This is a genomic window from Sodalinema sp., assembly GCF_046483825.1.
Taxonomy (GTDB): Bacteria; Cyanobacteriota; Cyanobacteriia; order Cyanobacteriales; family Geitlerinemataceae; genus Sodalinema.
Map to the genome: position 1 here is coordinate 1 of NZ_JAWOCL010000077.1, position 20,414 is coordinate 20,414.

The window sequence follows — 20,414 nt, forward strand, 5'->3', positions numbered from 1 at the left end:
AAGTCCTCATAGGCTACCAAGTCGTTAGACTGGACTACACACAATGCCGTCTTTACCGCAAAGTCTTTACGTTACCTACTTACCTTGAAGTGTCTCCCTATTGTACTACAGTAGTTGCCGTGATTCATCTCAACGTTGAATCAAAGATTACAACGTGAGCATTCTCGCGAGTGTAGGTAACACGTGGGAGAGGAAGGCAAGAGGCAAGAGGGGGACTGGGCAGGGGTGTACCGGAGGTGGCGCACCCGTTTCCGGCAGGGACATCTGGGGGGATGCCTTGATATCTAGGTTATTTTTTCATGACCGGGTCGCCGTTGGCATCTAGGAGAGCGCGTTTGGGGCCGTGAATGGGATCTTCGACGATGATGGTTTGGTGTCGGCCGGCGCCGAGGGAGACGATCGCGATGGGAACTTCCATGAGTTCGGCTAGGAACTTGAGGTAGTTCAATGCCTGTGGGGGTAAATCCTCTAGGCTGCGACAGTCTTCGGTGTTCGATTGCCAACCGGGGAGGGTTTCGTAGATGGGTTTGCAGTTGGCGAATTGGCGGGCGCTGCTGGGGAAGTCGGTGGTGCGCACGCCGTCGATTTCGTAGGCGACACAGACTTTGAGTTCGCTGAGGGTGTCGAGAACGTCGAGTTTGGTGATGGCGAGACAGTCCATGCCGTTGATGCGGACGGCGTAGCGACCGATGACGGCATCAAACCAACCACAACGGCGTTTTCGGCCGGTGGTGGTTCCAAATTCGGCGCCGCGATCGCAGAGGGTTTCGCCAATTCCTTCTACCATTTCGGTGGGGAAGGGGCCTTCGCCGACGCGGGTGGTGTAGGCTTTGGCGACACCGATGACGCGATCGACGATGGTGGGGCCAACTCCGGCGCCGATGCAGGCGCCGCCGGCGATGGGGTTGGAGGAGGTGACGTAGGGATAGGTTCCATGATCGAGGTCAAGGAGGGTTCCCTGAGCGCCTTCAAAGAGGACGTTACGACGATGACGGACGGCATCGTTGACGCAGAGGGAGGCATCGACGACATGGGGCCGCAGACGCTCGGCGTACTGGAGATAGACTTGGGCGACCTCTTCGGGATCGAGGGGAGGCAGGTTATAGAGTCGCTCTAGGATCTCGTTTTTGAGGGGAATCGTCCAGGCCAGGATGTCCCGTAGGCTGTCGGCGTCCATGAGGTCTAAGATTCGGACTCCGGTTCGCTCAGATTTGTCGGCATAGGTCGGACCAATTCCCCGTTTGGTGGTGCCGATTTTGTGGGTTCCGCGCCGTTCTTCGGAGGCTTGGTCAATCATGCGATGATAGGGCATCGTCACATGAGCGGTCTGGGCGATTTTCAGGTTATCTGTGGGAATACCGAGGTCTTTGAGGCGATCGAGTTCTTCGATGAGAACCTGAGGATCAATGACCGTACCTGAGCCGATAATACATTCGGTCTGGGGGTAGAGGATACCAGACGGGATTAAATGAAGTTTAAAGGTCTTGTCTTTGACGACAACGGTATGTCCAGCATTTACCCCTCCTTGGTAACGTACTACAACATCTGCCGATCGGCTGAGCAGGTCGGTTATTTTGCCTTTTCCTTCGTCGCCCCATTGGGCACCGATTACAACTACGTTAGCCAAGGGTCTTGATTAGGGTTAAGTTTACACAATCCAAAATTATGGATACTCCCCGTAACACTTGTCAACAGTTGGGGGGAAAACTTCGCAATACTTAGCATGGTTTAAATTCCATGACTTTTGCCAATGACCCAACTGCGGCGGAAGTAACGGCCCAGGGAGGATTCGTTGAGGGGGAGGTAAATGGGGCGTCCATGGGGGCAGGTGTGGGGGTTACGGGTCTGTTGCCAGCGATCGAGGAGTTGCTGCATTTCTTTGAGGGTGAGGAGGGTTCCGTTGCGAATGGCACTGCGACAGGCGGTGGCGACTTGGGCTTCTTCTAGGCTGCCTTGGCTGAGTTCTCGTAGGGCTTCGGGGCAGTCATCTCGTTGGGCGAGGGGGATGGGGGCTTGGCGCAAGGCCCAAAGTCCGTCGCCGAAGGGGTCAACGGTGATGCCAATGTTCTGTAGGTTGTCGAGTTGGGCGGGGGTGAGACTTGAGAGAATGATGGGCGGGTCGAGGTCTTGTAAGGCCCAGTCTTGGCGCAGTTGTTCGTAGATGACTCGTTCGTGGGCGATATGCTGTTCGACGAGCCAGACTCCCTCGGGGTGTTCTGCGACGATATAAGTGCGGTTGGCTTGACCAATGGCTCGCAGGGGCATGAGGGGGCGTTCAGGGGTCTTCTGGGACTCCTGAGTGGGGTCTATGGTGGCTTCTTGGACGTGGTACTGGCCGGAGGATTCTTGGACTTGCAGCAGTTGACGGACGCGGGAATGGTCGCTGCCGTCGTGTCTGTCGAGGGTGAGGGTGCGATCGAGGGTTTCACGGAGTTGGCGTTGCCACTGGTCGCTGTTTTGTAGGTAGATTTCTCGTTTGGCGGGATGGCGGTTCCAATCGATCTGTTGGGGGGGGATGTGGAGATGGAGGAAACAGAGGGGATAGCGGTGGCGAGGTAGCGATCGCGAGAGGGTACTCAGCAGGGTCTGTTCAAAGTTAGGGAGGTTGACGACTCGCCCGTTGACGGCGAATTTGAGCCAGTCGGGGCGGCCGCGATGACAGCGATCGGGCCGACCGAGTACGAGTTCTAAGGTCTCACTCTGGCTGTAATAGAGGTCGTTATGACTGACGCCTCGCAACAGTTGAGGGAGAATTTGCTGGGCATTTTGGCCAGGGCTGAGGCTAAACCAGGGTTTTTGACCTTTGCGGACTTGCCAGGAGACCTGGGGATGGCAAAGGGCCAGGTGATAAAGGGTGAGTTGGACGGCCCGCAGTTGTTGAGAGGGGTTGGGAAGGGCCTCTCGCCGTTGTTGCCAGCGTTGGAATACCTGATGCACTTCGACGACGGTTCCGGGGGCGACGGCGGCGGGGATGAGGCGGGTGATGCGGCCGTGACGGCTATAGGAGGCGTGCCAGCCGGGGTCCTCGCCCTGGCGACTGTAGATGTGGAGTTGGGCCAGTTGCGCGAGGCTATGGAGGGCTTCGCCGCGAAAGCCGAGACTGGTGATGCGTTCGAGGTCGTCGAGGTGGTTAATTTTACTGGTGCTGTGGGGGCGGGCGGCCTGTTCGAGGTCGTCGTGAGTCATGCCACAGCCGTTGTCGGCGACGCGGACACGCCACTGTTGGGGGTCTACGGAGACGGCAATGCGGCTGGCTCCGGCGTCGAGGGCGTTTTCTGCTAGTTCTCGGACGACGGCGGCCAGGGAGTCGATGACTTCTCCGGCGGCGATCGCATGAACCACATCGTCAGGGAGGGTGGCGATTTTGGACAGGGTGGGAGATAGAGGGGGAGAGGAAACAGACATTAGACTTGGCTGAAGAGTTGGCTGAGTGCAGTCGAGGGGGATTCTCTGAGGTGTGTTGTGAGACTGACTTGCAATTTGGGCGGCTCTGCTTTAGTCTCGGGGAAGTTTTGCATCGCATCCTGATGAAGGGTTAGGATGTGGTGTAGGATTGCGACTGTTCGGGACGCTCTAAGATTTAAGGTCGGGACGTTCTCAGATAAAATCAACGTTGTCATTCTAAGGGTTTTAATTATGACTTCAGAAACGACCCCCAACGGAGAACAAACCACAACCCCAGATCAGCCTGCCGCAGCAGTCGAATCGAAGGGTGGGGAACTTCAGATCTCCAACTCGGCGGGAAATACGGAGAATAAAGACCAGTTTAACGAAGTGAAGGCACAAGTCCTCTCGGTCTTGTCTGACCTATTTGGGATTGTGGGTCACTTTTTCTCAGAATACAAAAAGCCGCTCATCAATGTGGCGTTGGTTGTGGGGGCGCTTGTCGCACTCTACTTAACCTTGTCTGTTATTGATGCCATTAACGATATCCCGCTGCTGTCTCCAATCTTTGAGTTGGTCGGCATCGGCTATTCGGGTTGGTTCATCTTCCGCTTTCTGCTTACTGCTGAGGCCCGTAAGGAGTTACAAAGCAAGATTGTCAATTTCACCAATCGAGTCACGGGTTCCTAGTTCTTGGGAATGGGTGGGTTCTCGATGAGCCACCTAATTCTGCTGACCGGTAACCTAAAGGTCTCGATCGCTCCCCCCAGTCAAAGCAGCTTGTTCTGTTTCGGCTGGGGGGCTGATTTATGGGGGGTTAGGCTGTTGCACCGGGACCCATGCCGATGGTTCCGGCATAGACGGCGCGATCGCCGAGTTCACTCTCAATCCGTAGCAAACGGTTGTATTTAGCAATCCGTTCACTGCGACAGAGGGACCCCGTTTTGATTTGTCCGGCCCGAGTGGCGACGGCTAAGTCGGCGATGGTGGTGTCCTCGGTTTCCCCGGAACGGTGGCTAATCACCGAGCGGAAGCCATTACGAGTGGCCAAATCAATGGTTTCGAGAGTTTCGGTGAGGGAGCCGATTTGGTTAACTTTAATCAGAATCGAGTTCCCGGCGGAGCGCTCAATGCCTGTTTGCAGGCGAGTTTTGTTGGTGACAAACAGGTCATCACCGACGAGCTGACAGCGATGGCCCAGGCGTTCGGTGAGCAGTTTCCAGTTATCCCAATCTTCTTCATGGAGGCCATCCTCAATCGAGACGATGGGGTAGTTCTCGACTAAGCCGGCCAGGTAGTCGATGAGTTCAGCGGGGGAACGGCTGGCCCCGTCATAGGTGTACTGGCCATCACTGTAGAACTCACTGGCGGCCACATCGAGGGCCAGGGCCACTTGTTCGCCGGGGGTATAACCGGCTCGTTGGATGGCATCGACGAGCAGTTCAGCGGCGGCGGTGTTGGATTCGAGGTTGGGGGCAAATCCGCCCTCGTCGCCGACTCCGGTGAGGAGGCCTTTTTCGTCGAGGACTTTGCTGAGGGAGGCGAAGACTTCGGACCCCCAACGCAGGGCCTCTTTAAACGAGGGTGCGCCAACGGGGACAATCATGTATTCCTGAAAGTCGATGTTGTTGGCGGCGTGTTCTCCGCCGTTGATGACGTTCATCATGGGAACGGGGAGGAGATTGGCCAGGGGACCGCCGAGGTAGCGGTAGAGGGGCAATTCTAGGGCGCTGGCGCAGGCGTGCGCGTTGGCGAGGGAGACGGCGAGGATGGCGTTGGCGCCGAGGTTGGCTTTGTTGTCGGACCCGTCGCGATAGAGCATAACGCCATCAACTTCGAGTTGGTTGAGGGCGTCGACTTTACCTACGAGTTCGGGGGCAATTTTGTCGATGACGTTTTCTACGGCTTTGAGGACGCCTTTACCGTTGTAGCGGTGGGGGTCACCATCGCGGAGTTCGTGGGCTTCAAAGGTTCCGGTGGATGCGCCGCTGGGGACTTTGGCTACACCGATGGCACCATTGGCGAGGCGAACTTCGGCTTCTACGGTGGGCCGTCCTCGGGAGTCGAGGATTTCCCAGGCTTCAATGGACTCGATGCTGGTGTCAGATACAAACATATGATTGTTTCTCTAGTAACGACAGGGCGAGCGTCTGGCAAGCCGCCGTGGGCTTCATGCACCCCAAATATCATACGGTGCATGGGGGAGTTCTTTGGCCCCGTTGGGGATTTCCTGACAATTGCTGAACAATTGCTGAGGGGTCTGGGTCGGGGGATGCTCTCTCAGAGATGTTCTTTGAGTTCTTCGATGCTGACTCGGGCGTCTTTGAGGATATGTTTAAGGGTTCCGGGGGGTAAGTCGGGATGGACGGGAACGATACAGGTATGGGTTTCTGTTTTTTTGAGGTGGGCATGGCTGCCGGTGATATGGGTTTCGGTGAAGCCTATTTTTTTGAGGGCGTTAATGATTCGTTGCCCTGAGACATGGGGCATTTCTGAAAAGATGAGGCGATAAATTTGGGTTGGTTTTTCTCGGTCTTCGGGGTCACTATCTTTGATGGCTTCTTCGAGGAGTTCGAGTTGATGGATTCGGGTTTCGATATAAATTTTATTGGCTTCTAGTTCAAAGTTGCGCTGCATTAATCTGGATTTTTCTCGTTCTAGGAGTTCGTTTTGTTCGAGGGCATACATTTCAAATTCTTGGTTATCTTCGATGATTTGTTCGATTTCTTCTTTGAGCTGTTCATTTTCTTGGAGAACTTCAAGTTCTCGTTCTTGCGCTTGTTGTTGGACTCGTTCTAATTCTCGACGGGAGGTTTCGAGGGCTTTTTTGAAGCCGGGGTTATCGACGTCTTGGTTGAGTTGTTGTTTGAGTTCTTGATATTGCTGTTGGGCGAGGTTGCGATCGCGGGTGAGATCGGCAATAATCTGATTGAGTTTTTCGGTTTCCTGTTGGGCTTTGGCGGCTCTCTTTTGAGCAATCTGTAAGTCTTCGCGCAACTGTTCTAAAACTTGGGTTCGTTCCCGTTGCTGCTGGTCTTTGTCCTGTTGCGCTTTCTTGAGTTGGGCGATGTTGCGCTCCCGTTCCTGGATTTGCTCTTGGGCCTCGGTTTTAGACTCAATAACGGTGGCTAATTCTTGCTCTAACTGTTGTAGGGTTTGGACGCTTTCCTGTTGCTGTTCTTCAAACTCGGCGAGTTGGGTTTCATAGTCGTCGATTAAGCTCTGCAAGTCTTGAGTTTGCTGTTGCTGTTTTTCTCGGTAGGCGTCAAGTTCCCGGCGAGCGAGTTCCCGTTCTTGCAGGAGTTTTGGAATTTGTTGGAGTTGACTTTCGAGCTGCTGTTTAAGGGTTTGAGCGTCTCGTTGCAGTTCTTGGCGTTTTTTGCGTTGACTATAAAGGATGATCTCGATCATCAGCCAAGTCATGACCCCAGCGGTGAGAAAAAAAATGGTGGTTAAGAGGTAAATAAACCGAGATCCATTGAGTTGGAGGGGATTAAGGAGCCAGCCGCGATAATCTTCAGCAAATGTGGGGGGAATGTGACGAAGGTAATAGACACGGCCGATGATGTCTCCGGTATTGGTTTGTCCTGTGGTGATGGGGTTGGCGTCGTCGGGTTGAGGATAGGTGAACTCGGCGAACAGTGGCGGCGGATCTCGGAGGAGATCGAAGGGATGATTTTCTAGGTCGCTGAGGGGAATGGAGGGGGTTTGGGGTGATTGGTGGAGGATGGTTTGGTTGGAACAGTCGATGCGATCGCTCGAACAGTCGGTGACAACGAGGCCAAATCGTCCATAGTTACTGTCTAGGGTCGTTTGTAGTTCTTGGGGTTGGTTTTCAATCAGGAGATAGGAGAGTTTGGTGGGTAAGCTGTGGGTGAGGAGGTTGAAGTCCACGGTTTGCACGCGAAACATGGTCCCCTTCCAGTAGTTGCGATGATTGGCCCAATTGGAGGCGGTGGCGATACTAACGGCGGTAATGCTAATCAGGCTCAATCGGCCGAGGCTATGGAGAAGGAGACGGCGATGGCGGCGAAGAAAAGGAAGGGTCATCGGGGAGGGTCAAGTCTGAAGGCTGCTGGTATCCCATTATACGGTGGGGGTTTTGGGGAATGCGTGACTCGAGTTTGGCTGAGGATGCGTTGGGGAATGGTTGCGATCGCTCGCTGAAGCGTCGAGGCGATGAATGACCCCGATTCACGCCTCCCGAACTGCATTTATGCCCACTGGGTCTATCCTAGAGAAAGGAATCACACCCACAGATGCAACGATAGATGTCAGATAAACTTTTATTGGTCGATGATGAACCCGGATTGCGGGAGGCGGTCCAAGCCTATCTCTCCCAAAGTGGCTTTACGGTGGAGGTGGCCACCAATGGCCAGGAAGGATGGGATAAACTCCAGCAAGATATCCCCGATTTGGTCATCACCGATATCATGATGCCAGAGGTGGACGGCTACCAACTGCTCAAGCAAATGCGGGAAGACCCTCGCCTCAAGTCTATCCCCGTGGTCTTTTTGACGGCCCGAGGGATGACGAGCGATCGCATCCAAGGCTATCAGGCCCGCTGTGATGCGTATATCTCCAAACCCTTCGACCCCGATGAACTGGTGGCGGTGGTGGAAAACCTGCTGGCCCGTCGTTCTAATGCAACGGAAGGCTTAGAGGATGGCGAAACCCCAGATATCGCCACCCTAGCTCGACAAATCCAAGAAATTAAGGAACTGCTCACCCACAAAAGTGCCATTCCCCAGAAAAGTGATCCGGTGCAGATTGACTTAACGCCTCGGGAGGAAAGTGTGTTGGAACTGGTGGCCCAAGGGTTGATGAATAAGGAAATCGCCAGTCGCCTCGAAACCAGTGTCCGCAATGTGGAGAAGTATGTGAGTCGTCTCTTTAGCAAAACCGGAACCAACAGCCGCACGGAGTTGGTTCGCTATGCGTTAGAGAATGGCTTGACCGATTAAGACGGTCAGAGGACAACTAAGAGCATCCCGAATGGGTTAGCTTGACCCCCAATCCCTCTCGCCACTGGAGAGGGATTTAAGCGTAACGACGATGGGCCTACTCTCGTGAAAGCCAGGGAAAATAGCGAGGCAGGTCGATGAGTTTGCTAAATTGATGGTGCATTTTTTGGTAGAGGTTGCGGTCTTCCGTGCGAATGTTGACGTAGCCTTGGGCGCCGATTAGGGGAATGTTGTCTGGGTTATCGATGGTAAAAGTGACTTTAGAAACCGGTTGCAGACCATCTTCAGTGAAGTGAGGACTAATGCTTTCAATAGTGGCGGGATAGCGGAAATTGGCTTGACCATCAACGCGAAATTCTAGGGGTTGCCCTTCTGTGATGAGGTGGCGATCGCCCTGGGATACATAAGCCACACCATCGAGTTGTTCCACATTAACAATTGACAATATTTCTTGACTCCGTTGAATATATTGACGGTTCTGTAGATCTAAATCTTCCGTTAGAATCACCCCTGAAACATCAGCATGAAACGTGTTGTTGTCTTGCCGTTTTTCTAGCTCCTGAAGTTCATGACGTAGGGCATCGAGTTCTAGTTGATGGTTGCTAACCGTAGCCCTAGCACTGTTAACTTCAGCGTCAAGAGTTCGACGAGTGTTTTGCTGCTGCTCATATTGATCTTGCAAGCTTTGCCGTTCGTCTTGAAACTGCCGGATCAGGTCGTCTTGTCGTTCAACCAAGGCGAGACTTTCAGATCCTCGTCCTTGAGCGCGATTCCGTTGGCGGTTTTTTTCATGCTCTAACTGTTGAATTTGATAGGTAATTTGGCGATTTTCACCATTCACCCGCAACAGTTCTTGTTGATAATTGAAGATTTGATCACGCAAATTCTCCAGGTGGGGTTCATAAGGTGCGACCACCTCACTGTCTGGATTCACCTCTGAGCGCAGTGAGGTTATACGCTCTTGTCGAGCTTGCAAATCTGTAATCTTTTCTCGAAGTGGGGATGCCTGATTTTCTAAGGTGAGTTGCTGGGTTTTTAATTCTTCAATTTGAGCGTCGAGGCTGCGAATCTCATCTCCAACTCCGGCAATATCCCGCTCAATCGAATCACGTTCGTGATCTAATTGGCGACTGGCGGGTAATCCAGGACCAACCATGAGGGCTTGTAACTCCTGATTATGGTTAGCTAGACGATTGTAAGCTTGATTTTCTTCATCTTTAGCACTTTGTAGCCGCTGTTCGGCTCGCTCCAAATCAATTTCTGAGCGTCTTAACTCCCCTTCTTGTTGTTGGATAGTTCGTTGCAAGTCCCGAATGCGATCGCCCAATTGCAGATCGATAATTCTGACGACTGGCTCTCCCGCTTGCACATAGTCCCCAGATTGATGATAGAACTCTGGCTGGCCATCGCTGGGCATCGTGACGGCTTGTCGCTGGTTTTTCCGAGCTTGAGCTTCTGCATCAGCTCCGACATGGTTCTCCAGAGGAATGAATCCCACGGCTCCCAAAACGAGAACAACCGCGCCAACTCGTAACCAACCCTGTCCGGAGTTTTGAGTATCCGGCTTAGCCGTGGCAGCGGGTTCAGCGGCTTCCGGCTCAGGGGAACTGGGGGCTGGATTGGCGTCTTGATGGGGTGCGTCAGGGGTTGGGGGAACGACTCGTAGAGGAGATTGAGGTTGAGGTTGAGAGGTCATGGTGTAGATCCCTTAATGGAGTGAACAATGTGGGGTTAACTGTTTTCCGGAAGTAGGAAGAAATAAATCGCCCAGATGGTAATTAGCACCAGGGCGATCGCCGGAATATTGGTGAGCGTCCAATCACTCAGACGCAGAAATAGGAAGCCAAAGACGCTACAGATATAGAACAAACTCAAAGGCGCGTAAAGGGCGAGAACTTTGGCATCAGCAGCGGTTTCTCGTTTGGGTTTGCCCTGAAACAGACGTTGATAGAACTTAAAGGAGCGTGTGCGGAGGTTATTGATGCCACTAGCGGCGACAGCGAGGTGATAGCCGTCGAATTTGGCGAGGGGGTTGAGGTTGAGAGCAATGGTGAATAGGGCCGCCAGCATCAGTAGATAGCTGCTGATATAGAGAGAACTGCCGGGAACGGCGAGAATCCAAAGCCAGAGGGCGATCGCCGCGATAGTAATCTGGGTGAGGACTCCGGCGGCGACCACCTGAATCCGTTGCCAACGGGAGAGACAGTAGGAGTCGCTGGTGTTGGTGTAGGCGGCGGGGAACAAACACATAAAGAGGAGTCCGATTTCAGGAACCACACCGCCATAGTATTTGAGGGTAAAGGCGTGGCCCAATTCGTGAATGGACACCACCAGCATAGCCAGGAGAATAAAGGGAACCAGGATAGCGGCGCGATGCTCGCTCCAGAGTTGGGTCCCAAGTTGCAGGATGGCCCGAGATTGGGCCATTCCGGCCACGAGGGAGGCGCTGAGGAACGCCAGCAGCAGAAAGGAAACGGGTTTCGTCCAAATCCAGCGCAGTTTGTTGATATGGCGATCGAGCCAGCGATCGGGGTTAATCAGGGGAATTTTGAAAAACAGCAGTTGCAGGGGGTTGAATTTGCCCCGAGGTGGTTTTTGGCGTTCAGTTCCCTCCAGCATTCCCGTACTGGCCAGCATTTGTAGGAGTTGCTGCCATTTTTGCCGGGAGATTTGGCTCGACTGGGGGGGACCGTCTCCAACCTGAGCGGCGATCGCCTGTTGATCTCGGCGGGAGACTTGGATATAGGTTCCGTCTTCGGGGTTCCGAAGAATCCAATAGCCATCGGGGTGATCAATCCATTCCACGCAGGATTTGAGGCGAGGGCCGTTTCCTGAGGGGATTTGGTCGAGGGCCAGAATCCCTTTATGAATGAGTTTACGGATAAGTTGACACACCAGTTGGCTATCGACGAGGGAAAATTCCGTCTGACAGCGTTGTTGGACGGTCTCGACGGTGTATTGTCCCTGAAAGTAGCGCAGTGCAAAGCCTTCGTGTTCTGAGAAGACATGGCGTTGTCCCGTTTCGGGGCAACGGAGGACAACCCGCGTATCCTGTTTCACCTTCGCCAATTGCCAATAGGGCCGCAGATCGGGACAAATCCAATCTTGGGCAATCTCGGCCTGGGGGGGAAGGTTTTTGCGGCTGGACGTAACCATGATGATTAAAGCGTGAACCCTGTCCTTAATCTGTCGGTTTGAGAAGCCGGTTTTTACGGAAATCTCCGGTAATTGTTACAAAACTTTATTTTTTACGGGGTAACTCCGGGAGGGGGGAGGCGATTGATCTGATTCCTGGCTACTTGAGACGATGACATTGACAGGGATCAGCAATATATGATAGGGGAAGATAAATCATATAAGACCAACCTTGTCCGCGATCGCATCGGGATTCAATTTTATTACCAGGGTAACGAAGTTATGTCAACACCTAAACCCCAGCCCTCATTCAATCTGAGACGGTTAAAAGACCTAGAGATGAGGCTCAATCGCGAAAAGAACTTAGGGAAGTTGTGGGAATATTACATGGATCGATTTGCCGATCATCCTGAGTTTATCGAGTTTGGCGAGCCTGTTGAGCATCCCTTCCTACAACAAATCATCCCGATGCTCAGTCAAGAGATTGTTAAAAAAGACCCACGAAACATCTTTTTAATCAAAATTCCTGACTATGAGTTTATTCATGGCAGTTTTTGGGTTGAAAGCCGGATTGGCGGGTTGATTTACTTTGAGAAAAAGCTCAAAGGGATGGTCGCGATATCGGGTCTAAATATGTCGGGTCACATGAAATATTCGCGTTTTACCGGCCATCCAATCGACAATAATTGAAGGTTTTAAGCCAAGCTATGATGGCTGTATCTGAAGAGTGATCTATTAAGATCGATGATGTTCAAGGAGAATTAGGAGGCAATGAATCAAGATTTTCTAACGCAAAATTCAGCATCTCTTCTCCATGGGCAATGATTTGTTCAACATCGGCTTCTGTGATATCCAAATCAGTATTGTAATCAGCTCTCAAGCGAATTCTTTCAGCATCAATAAGATAGCGATGTAACTTGACTGGAATGCGTTTTGTGCGAGCAAAGTGTGTTCCAAATGCAGCAATGACTGCTGAATGTTTAGAATAAGATAATCCCTCTCCTTCTAAAAAAGCAGTGGCAATATAAAACATAGCGTAATAAGTACGCGAGGCGGCAAAATCAGGAAACTTTTTATGATTGAGTTCTCGGGCCGCTTCTAAGCTACGAGTGGCTTTTTTTAGCAGTTTCTGTTGTTCCGGGGTCATAGACGAATTCCCTCACGTCGAACATTACGAAAGAAACTATTATTATAGTCTTCGAGTTGACGACGACTCGCTAAGGCGCAACTAATTAGAGTATCATGTTCCAGGCATAACCGAGCAATGAGTTGACTAATTTTATTACTTTCCTGGGAGTAGCTAAAATCTTGTCTTAACACAATCAAAATATCAATATCTGAGTCTGGTTCTGCATCTCCTCTGGCTTGAGATCCATAGAGGATAACCTGATCAAGTTTTTGGTTATAAATTTTTTTTAGCCCTTGATAGGTTTGGTCAAGAATTATGTTTAGGGGAGTTTTCATGTGACATCAAACCAGATTTGTAACGGGTTGGATAAACTCGGATACTTTCGATTTGAATTCTAGCACGGGCATTCCCTGGGTGATTCGTCTTCCTGGACTCCCTCAGACCATTAGACGATCACGCAGGAACACCCCAACCGAGTTCTTGAATTCATCTTGGCTACGACCGAGTATTTCTTGATAAGCCTGAAGAGGTAGCCGGCCCGCACCCAGCAAAATCCCTCTCACGGGGTAGGAGAGGGATAAATGGTTTAAGACATCGTCAAGACAGGGTCTAAGACATCCGTCGCAACAGACTTAGACCATGAGTATCCGTACCGCAAGTATCAAACAACCCATACTCAGCATTGAGTTGTTTAACCTTCGCCGTTTCCTTAGGACTCGGACGCCAAGGATCTGGATTGTTATAGGAATAGTAAGCCTCCGCCCCGTCAATCCCGAGTTCAGCCGCCGCAGGAATGAGTTGATTGGCCGATTTGCGATAGCGGGCGGGGTGAGCGAGAACCGCTAAGCCTCCCGCCTTCTGAATGGCTTTGATGACTCGCTTGGCCCCAAACGCTCGCCCTTCAACCTTTTCACCTTGTAAATAGGGTTGAATCGCCTTGTGACCCGGATTATAGCCATAGCCGAGAATGTGGACTTCCGTACCAATGAGGTCAGCGTTAATTTCGACGCCAGTCCATAAACGAGGGATGGGCGCATCGGGAAGAGAACGCCGCCAGTCGTCTAACCAACGCTGCGCCTGACGATAGCCATCAGCACTGTGGTGGTCTGTGATGGCCAATCCCTTCAGGCCAATGGTTACCGCTTGTTCCATGATGGCTTCAGGGCGCAAGCGACCGTCGGAATAGACCGAGTGCATGTGAAAATTGTAATGGCGCGGACAGCTTTCAGCATTTAGGGTGCTGAAAACCTTACAGAGTCTCCGCGTGTCTTGTGCGGCAGGTCTATCGTATGTCGCCAAGTGGGTCTGATAGACAAGCATAAGCAGTTAATGTCTAGGAGTTTACTTATTGTAACAATGTTTAGGAGAACTGACAGAAAACGTCATCAAATTCTGATTTAAAAATAGAACCAATGACTTCAGGTTTCCTAATCAGCATCCTGTCGATCTAGATATTTCCCCTTATTTAGCCTCCATCCAGTTCTCTCCCTGATGGATATCGACCACGAGGGGAATACTCAGTTTCAGTGCCGATTCCATGGTGTCGCGGATGGGAAATTCGAGCTGTGGCCATTCCTGAGCGGGCATTTCAAAGACCAGTTCATCATGGACCTGTAACAAAATCCGGGCCGCGCGATCGCCCAAAAGCTGATGTAACTTGACCATAGCAATTTTAATGATGTCAGCGCTCGACCCTTGAATTGGGGCATTTGCGGCGGCTCGCAGAGCCTGAGAGTCCCCTAAACTGATATTTTTGAGATTTTCCAAGTCAATGCTCTCAGCCGGCTGTCCCTGGAGTTTTCGCAGGGCTGAGGACTCGAACGTGAAATAACGACGGCGACCACAGAGCGTTTCCACATAGCCCCGGGCGATCGCCTCGCGCTTCATCTGTTGCAAATAGGCAAACACCCGAGAATAGCGCGTATTATAGCGGTCAATAAACTCCCGTCCCTCCAAAGAACTCACCCCCGCTTCTCGGGCAAATCGTTGCGCTCCCATCCCATAAATCACGCCAAAATTAATCGTTTTACCCAACCGTCGTTCCTCCGAGGAAATCTCCTCTTTCTCAAACAACAATTGCGCCGTCAAGCGATGGACATCCTGACCCGTATCATACGCCTCTAACAAAATCGGCTCCTGACTTAAATGAGCCAAAATTCGTAACTCAATTTGTGAATAATCCGCCGTCACCAACCGCCAACCCTCACGGGGTAAAAACGCCTTACGAATCCGACGACTAAACTCAGTACGAATGGGGATATTCTGTAAATTCGGATTCGACGACGACAGCCGCCCCGTCGCCGTAATCGTCTGATTGAAATCCGTATGAATGCGGTTCGCCTGCTGCTCATCTACACGAACCAACTCAGGTAAGGCATCCACATAGGTCGATTTCAACTTTGCCAAGGTGCGATGTTCCAAGATGACATCAATAATCGGATGATCCCCATGCAGTTTATCCAATACCTTGGCATTGGTCGAATAATTCCCCGTTTTCGTCTGACGGGTTTTTCGCTTATCTAAACCAAGCCGATCAAAGAGGATTTCGCCGAGTTGTTTCGGGGAGTTTAAGTTAAAGGAATCACCCGCTAACTCATAGGCTGTTTTTTCTAACTCATCTAACTGCTCAGCCAACTGATCTGAGAGTGTTTTGAGATACTCAATATCCAGGCGAATCCCCAAAAACTCCATCTCCGCCAAGACCGCCTCTAACGGTAATTCCACCGTATTCAGGAGTGTTTCCAATTGAGGCGTTTGTCGAAGTTGCTCTCGTAACAGAGGAACGAGGCGATAGGTGACATGAACATCCTCGGCGCAATAGTGAGCCGCCACGGGAATCGAGACATCGGCGATGGTTTTTCCCTTAGGAACAATATCCTTAAAACTGCTGACCGTTAAATCCAGATGACGTAGGGCTAAATCCGTGAGATTGTGAGTGGTTTCAGGATTGAGGAGATAGCTGGCCAGGAGCGTATCAAACACTACTCCTTGTAAGAGAATCCCGTGACTACGCAAGACGAGGCGATCGTATTTTGTATTTTGAAACACTTTGGGATAGCGATCGCCCTGCAAAATCGGCCGCAACGCCTCCAACACCTGCTCCAACGACAAGGCGTTTCCCTGACGATGAGCCAGGGGAATATAGGCGAGATCCTCAGGAGACTCCCCCCAACAGCAGCCGAGTCCCACTAAATCCGCTTCCGTGGCTTTCGTACTGGTGGTTTCCGTATCCCACGCCACCGGAGCGTGAGGATTGGTTTGGTCCTGAAGCCGTTTGATCAGAGTTTGCAATGTTTCGGGAGAATCGACAATGAGCGGTCGTAGTCGAGACTCCTCGGGGGGTTGACTGGCTTGGGTGTCTTCCCAACTCCAAAACCCCGTATCGTCGAGTTCAGCCGAATGAGCCGGAGACCCCGAGGCGGTCGGTTGAGGGGATGTGGTCTCCGTTGCGCCGCCTCCGAGTTGGTCTTGTAGCGTGTTGAGGCGATCGCGTAGAGAATGGAGTTCAAGGCGATCGAGAAGTGGTAACAGCCGCTGAGCATCAAACCCCCGCAGCGTCAGGTCATCTAAGTTGAACTGAAGAGGAACCTCACAGTTAATCTCAGCCATGTATTGCGTGTGATAAGCCGCCTCTCGTCCCGTTTCTAGTTTTTTGCGAGTGGCGCCCTTAATTTCCTCAAGATGGTTATAAATCTCATCGAGAGAGCCGTACTCCTCCAAGAGTTTAACCGCTGTCTTCGGACCAATTCCCTTCACACCGGGGAGATTATCAGAACTATCACCGCACAGAGCCTTATAATCAACCACTTGCTGAGGACGAATCCCCAACTTATCCTGAACCTGTTGGGCCTGAAACTCTTGAGGACGGGCGTTTTTGCGTCCCCAGCCCCCAGCTAAATGTAAGACCGTAATCGGGGGGTCATCACAAATGAGTTGAAACAAATCTTGGTCGCCGCTGAGGAGTTGGACCTTGTACTGCTGCCGACTGGCCTGCTGAGCCAGAGTTCCCAGGATATCATCAGCCTCATAGCCTGGGGCGATGAAAATTTGTAAATTTAGGGCCGCCAGGAGTTGCTTGAGATGTTCGACATCAGGGATAAAGTCCTCGGGAGTCTCGGCCCGTTGCGCCTTGTAGTTCGCGTCAGCGTCATGGCGAAAGGTGGGGGTACTGGTGTCAAAGGCGATCGCCACCGCAGACGGGCGATGGGTAGCGATACTATCGAGGAGGGAGCGTAGGAACCCGAAACAAACACTGGTGGGGAGTCCGGTTGAGGTTCGCAAGCCTCCCTCACGACTTTTGGCAAAGGCGTAGTAGGCACGAAAGGCCAGGGAATGACCATCGACAAGCAGAACTGAGGACACAGAGACTCTCCGAGATGTAGGGTTTTCTTCCATTTTGCCTTGATTTGGTATCAATGGCCCGTTGTCGAGCGGGGAGGCGATCGCATCTTGGAAAAATCCTGGTACAGTAGCAGGGTTATGGAGATTATGACCAAAAGGGAGTTCCCCAGACCCTTGTCACCTGTTGCGATCGCCTCATCGAGACTCTATGAGAACTTATCGGAGAAACCGTCGAAAATCCCCACCCTGGAGAGCCTTAGCTGTTGTTGGTTTAATTCTGGTTGGTGGCGGTGTTGTCTATGGCCTCATCTCGCGTCGGCCCGTTAACCTCAGTTTAATTGTCGGGGCCGAGTTTGTCCCCGAGGATGCCCTCATGGCTGTTTCCGTCTCCACCGAGTCGGGCCAATGGCGACGCTTACGGAACTATGGAACCGAGGGAAGTCAGGCCCGCTTCCAAGAGGGACTCACTCAACTGCAAGATAATCTCCTAGCCGGGTCTGATTATCGTTATGAAGAGGATATCGCGCCCTGGGTGGGCGATCGTATCACCCTGGCCATTCTCCCGCCGCCGGAGATCGATGAAAGCACCCCGCCTGAGGACTTGCGAGCCGATCGCGCCAACATCCTGATTCTCCCCATTGGCAATGCCGGCCGGCTGCGATCGATTGTCGCGCAACGTCAGGAGCAGTCAGGATTAGAGGAGCGCAACTATCGCGGTGTTACCATCTATGAACCCGAGATTGACGATCCTCTCAGCGAAGAAGCGGCCAACCGTCCCAGTACCCTGGCGGTGGTTGAGCGGCGGTTCCTGATTGTCTCTCAAGAATCGAGTGCCGTGAACCGGGCCGTTGATGCCTATCGAGACAATCAGTCGATTCTAACGATTCCCGGCTATAACCAAGCCTGGGAGGCTCTACCCGCCACAGATTTGGCCAGTTTATTTGTGAACGTACCCGATTCACTCGCGACCTTAGCGGAGGATTCGACCCGTCCTCTGAATGCTAACGCCCTAGAAACCTTGGAGACTCAAGGTTTAGCCAGCACCATTGATCTCGAAAACGAGGGGATTCGTTTCCATACCCTCTCCTGGCTCAATCCCGAGAGTGAGACTCTCTTGGATGTTGAGAACAGCCTACCCCCCACCCTGGTTAATCGTTTCCCTGCTGCAACGATGATGGTCATGGCCGGCTCGAACTTCAACAAACTTTGGCAGGATTATCTACAAGATTCTCAAGCCAATCCCTTCCTTCCGATTAATGGGACTTGGATTCGTAGCGCTCTCGAACAAACCGTCGGCGTTAACCTTGACAACGAACTGTTACCCTGGATGACGGGAGAATTTGCCCTCGGTCTAATTCCCACCGCTCGTAACGAAGAGACAACCCTACCGGGGAGTTTGGTGGTCATGGCTGAAACCGGAGATATTGAAGCGACGGAAACCCTCCTCAGACGTATTGATCGGGCTGTTGTCGATCGCTATGGCTTTGAGGTGAATGTAGAAGTCGAAGAACTCGGACAACGGCGTCTCGTTACCTGGGATACTCGCCGCAAGGGTTTGAGCGTCAGTCATGGTTGGCTGAGTGATTCGGTGGTCTTTTTTACGGTGGGTTCACCCGTCACGGAGCAATTTTTGCCTCAGCCGGAGTTGTCTTTGGCTCGCAATTCCGAGTTTAACGATGTGGTTCCCCGTGAGCCGGATGAGAGTAATGGTCTGTTTTTCCTGAATCTCAATCCCACTCAAGTTGGGGAGGATGGCCAAGAGCAATCTCTTGATTTACCCCTGTTACAGCTTCCACCCGAGCAACAGGAGTTTTTAGATGCGATTGAGGCCATTGGTGTGCGGGTTGGGTTTCAGGACGAACGCAGCGGCCGCTATGACGTCTTTGTCAAGATTGAGAGTCCCTAGGTCGGTTTGGCAAAATGGGGTTAACGCGATCGCCGTAGGATAATGACATCATTGCCAACCACGGGACTACGAGCGACGAGAACCCCTTGCTGATCGACAATTTCCACATGAGCGAAATCGAGCCGTTGGGCCTGACTCCAAAGGCCATTGGCGAGTTTTGACCGTTCCTGGCTGTCGAGGTCATACCATTGGGGGTTGATTTCGACGCGCAACAGATCCGCCTCAAAGTTGGCGCTGATGCGGCTGACAAAGCGGTTCTCTTGGCTGCATTCCTCTTGTTGAGTGAGGTTGAGGCCTGAGCGATGACAGTCTTCATAGGGACGAGCCACGTCGCTGATTTGCGATCGCACGGCGGCGATGAGTTGCTGTTCAGGGGTTAGCTGAATGGGTTTGCTGGCGGGCGCTGAGGGCTTCACCGGCTCAGGAGAGTCAGGGAATGGCTCCGGCGACCTTTCTGGGGGAGTCTCCTGGGGAAGTTGTGGAGATTCGGCTACGGCTGGGGGAGGTGAGGGGGGTAACGATGGCTCAGGTTCTTCGAGTTGGCGATCGGGTATAATCTCGTCGGCCATCTCATCGGCCATCTCATCGGCCATCTCGTCAGCCATCTCATCTTGGCTCGGGGTTTGAGCCACGGGTGGCGCAGATTCTGGGGAAGGTGAGGGCGTTTCGCGAACTGGGGCCGGGGTCGAGGTGACCGCCACATCTGTCGCCTCTGTGGTGACTTGTGGCACAACCACAATGGCGACAACGACGGCGATCCCCGTGGCGGCGATCGCCCCAATCCACACCAGGGGATTTTGCCATAACGGTAACGGTTCGGCCAGCTCAGGGCGTTCGAGGCGTACCAGCCAGCGTTCTAGGGCGGCGATGAGGCGGCGCAATACACGAATCAGCAGCGATCGCAGCGCTCCGGGTTGTCTATCCTCTGATGGGGGTGGCGTTTGAGACATGTCGTAATGATGTTCCCCACTCGGCTTGCCCGGTTGACACCCGTTGAAGACGATGGGCCGGCAAACGGTGAGTTAGCACTGTGCAATCACTATATCAGACCGATGCTTGCGATCGGGGGGATTGCATTAAACACTTTTGTTTGTTACATTTATTAATAATATCCGAGTCAATCGTACAGCTTGGTCGATTTCTATTGCCAAACCCGCCTTTTCCCCTTAGGATAGAAAGTCGCCCTTGCTCGTTCTGTGTGACCGAGCTTTAACTCGCCGAGCACAGGTTAGCGGAGCGTTCCCGAATCTGGAAAGACTTGTCCTGCGGGGTAACTGTGATACCGTAGAGAGAGGCTGGCCAGCGCGACTTCGGAATGCACCCCTAAGACGAGATCAGCAACCCGCCCGTAACTTGCCCATAACTTGCCCATAACTTGATAGAGTGATGTCACTCTCTGGCGCGGGACAGACTCGTTAAGACCGTGGACTTCACAGCCGTCATTGCAGCAGCAACGAACCTCATGCACGAGCAAAATTCAACGCTACAGCAGAAGAGCCGGAGCAATGACGGGTACAGTTTTGGCCGTTACGGAGGGGGTTAAAAGATGCTAGCA

General features: G+C 52.4%; 15 protein-coding genes. 4 read left to right on the top strand and 11 right to left on the bottom strand.

The genetic code is table 11. The annotated features are described in order from the left end of the window. Nucleotides 1–289: 289 nt before the first annotated feature. Nucleotides 290–1,627 carry an adenylosuccinate synthase gene (locus tag R6U67_RS05145; protein ID WP_410251554.1) on the bottom strand — a complete coding sequence of 446 codons (1,338 nt, stop codon included), beginning with the start codon at nucleotides 1,625–1,627 and terminating at the stop codon, nucleotides 290–292. A 101-nt stretch (nucleotides 1,628–1,728) separates the two neighbouring features. After that, the gene (gene mutL, locus R6U67_RS05150) at nucleotides 1,729–3,405 is read right to left on the bottom strand and encodes a DNA mismatch repair endonuclease MutL (protein ID WP_410251555.1); all 1,677 of its coding nucleotides are present in this window, start codon (nucleotides 3,403–3,405) and stop codon (nucleotides 1,729–1,731) included. 231 nt (nucleotides 3,406–3,636) lie between these two features. On the opposite strand from mutL, the gene R6U67_RS05155 reads away from it, so the two are divergent. Next, nucleotides 3,637–4,074 (top strand): CAAD domain-containing protein, encoded by a 438-nt coding sequence (locus R6U67_RS05155; protein WP_068787738.1) that lies wholly within the window; start codon nucleotides 3,637–3,639, stop codon nucleotides 4,072–4,074. A gap of 127 nt (nucleotides 4,075–4,201) precedes the next feature. Here the strand turns inward: R6U67_RS05155 and eno are convergent, their stop codons facing one another. Next, on the bottom strand, nucleotides 4,202–5,500 hold the full coding sequence (gene eno / locus R6U67_RS05160; RefSeq protein WP_410251556.1) for a phosphopyruvate hydratase: 1,299 nt from the start codon (nucleotides 5,498–5,500) through the stop codon (nucleotides 4,202–4,204). 164 nt (nucleotides 5,501–5,664) lie between these two features. Continuing rightward, nucleotides 5,665–7,434, bottom strand: a complete 1,770-nt coding sequence (locus R6U67_RS05165; protein WP_410251557.1) for a type II toxin-antitoxin system HicA family toxin — start codon at nucleotides 7,432–7,434, stop codon at nucleotides 5,665–5,667. Between the two features lie 221 nt (nucleotides 7,435–7,655). On the opposite strand from R6U67_RS05165, the gene R6U67_RS05170 reads away from it, so the two are divergent. Continuing rightward, nucleotides 7,656–8,348, top strand: a complete 693-nt coding sequence (locus R6U67_RS05170) for a response regulator transcription factor (RefSeq protein ID WP_087708310.1) — start codon at nucleotides 7,656–7,658, stop codon at nucleotides 8,346–8,348. 97 nt (nucleotides 8,349–8,445) lie between these two features. On the opposite strand, the gene R6U67_RS05175 is transcribed toward R6U67_RS05170, so the two are convergent. After that, on the bottom strand, nucleotides 8,446–10,044 hold the full coding sequence (locus R6U67_RS05175) for an HlyD family efflux transporter periplasmic adaptor subunit (protein ID WP_410251558.1): 1,599 nt from the start codon (nucleotides 10,042–10,044) through the stop codon (nucleotides 8,446–8,448). Between the two features lie 35 nt (nucleotides 10,045–10,079). Beyond that, nucleotides 10,080–11,504, bottom strand: coding sequence for a M50 family metallopeptidase (locus R6U67_RS05180; protein WP_410251559.1), 1,425 nt, complete (start codon nucleotides 11,502–11,504; stop codon nucleotides 10,080–10,082). A 177-nt stretch (nucleotides 11,505–11,681) separates the two neighbouring features. On the opposite strand from R6U67_RS05180, the gene R6U67_RS05185 reads away from it, so the two are divergent. After that, on the top strand, nucleotides 11,682–12,173 hold the full coding sequence (locus tag R6U67_RS05185; RefSeq protein ID WP_410251560.1) for a hypothetical protein: 492 nt from the start codon (nucleotides 11,682–11,684) through the stop codon (nucleotides 12,171–12,173). Between the two features lie 61 nt (nucleotides 12,174–12,234). Here the strand turns inward: R6U67_RS05185 and R6U67_RS05190 are convergent, their stop codons facing one another. From R6U67_RS05190 to polA, 4 genes are all read right to left on the bottom strand, one after another. Next, a complete protein-coding gene (locus R6U67_RS05190; RefSeq protein ID WP_410251561.1) occupies nucleotides 12,235–12,630 on the bottom strand; it encodes a HEPN domain-containing protein in 396 nt (131 codons plus the stop codon). Beyond that, complete coding sequence (locus R6U67_RS05195; RefSeq protein ID WP_068787725.1) at nucleotides 12,627–12,947, bottom strand: nucleotidyltransferase domain-containing protein; 321 nt, start codon at nucleotides 12,945–12,947, stop codon at nucleotides 12,627–12,629. Before R6U67_RS05195 ends, R6U67_RS05190 begins: the two co-directional genes overlap by 4 nt. Before the next feature lie 274 nt (nucleotides 12,948–13,221). Then, a complete protein-coding gene (locus tag R6U67_RS05200; protein WP_410251562.1) occupies nucleotides 13,222–13,809 on the bottom strand; it encodes a PHP domain-containing protein in 588 nt (195 codons plus the stop codon). A gap of 264 nt (nucleotides 13,810–14,073) precedes the next feature. Beyond that, nucleotides 14,074–17,007, bottom strand: a complete 2,934-nt coding sequence (polA, locus tag R6U67_RS05205; protein WP_410251563.1) for a DNA polymerase I — start codon at nucleotides 17,005–17,007, stop codon at nucleotides 14,074–14,076. Between the two features lie 154 nt (nucleotides 17,008–17,161). Between polA and R6U67_RS05210 the strand changes: the two genes are divergently transcribed. Further along, nucleotides 17,162–18,859, top strand: coding sequence for a DUF3352 domain-containing protein (locus tag R6U67_RS05210; protein WP_410251564.1), 1,698 nt, complete (start codon nucleotides 17,162–17,164; stop codon nucleotides 18,857–18,859). 20 nt (nucleotides 18,860–18,879) lie between these two features. Here the strand turns inward: R6U67_RS05210 and R6U67_RS05215 are convergent, their stop codons facing one another. Then, nucleotides 18,880–19,809: a hypothetical protein gene (locus tag R6U67_RS05215; RefSeq protein WP_410251565.1), complete on the bottom strand. Its 930-nt coding sequence runs from the start codon at nucleotides 19,807–19,809 to the stop codon at nucleotides 18,880–18,882. Nucleotides 19,810–20,414: the final 605 nt, after the last annotated feature.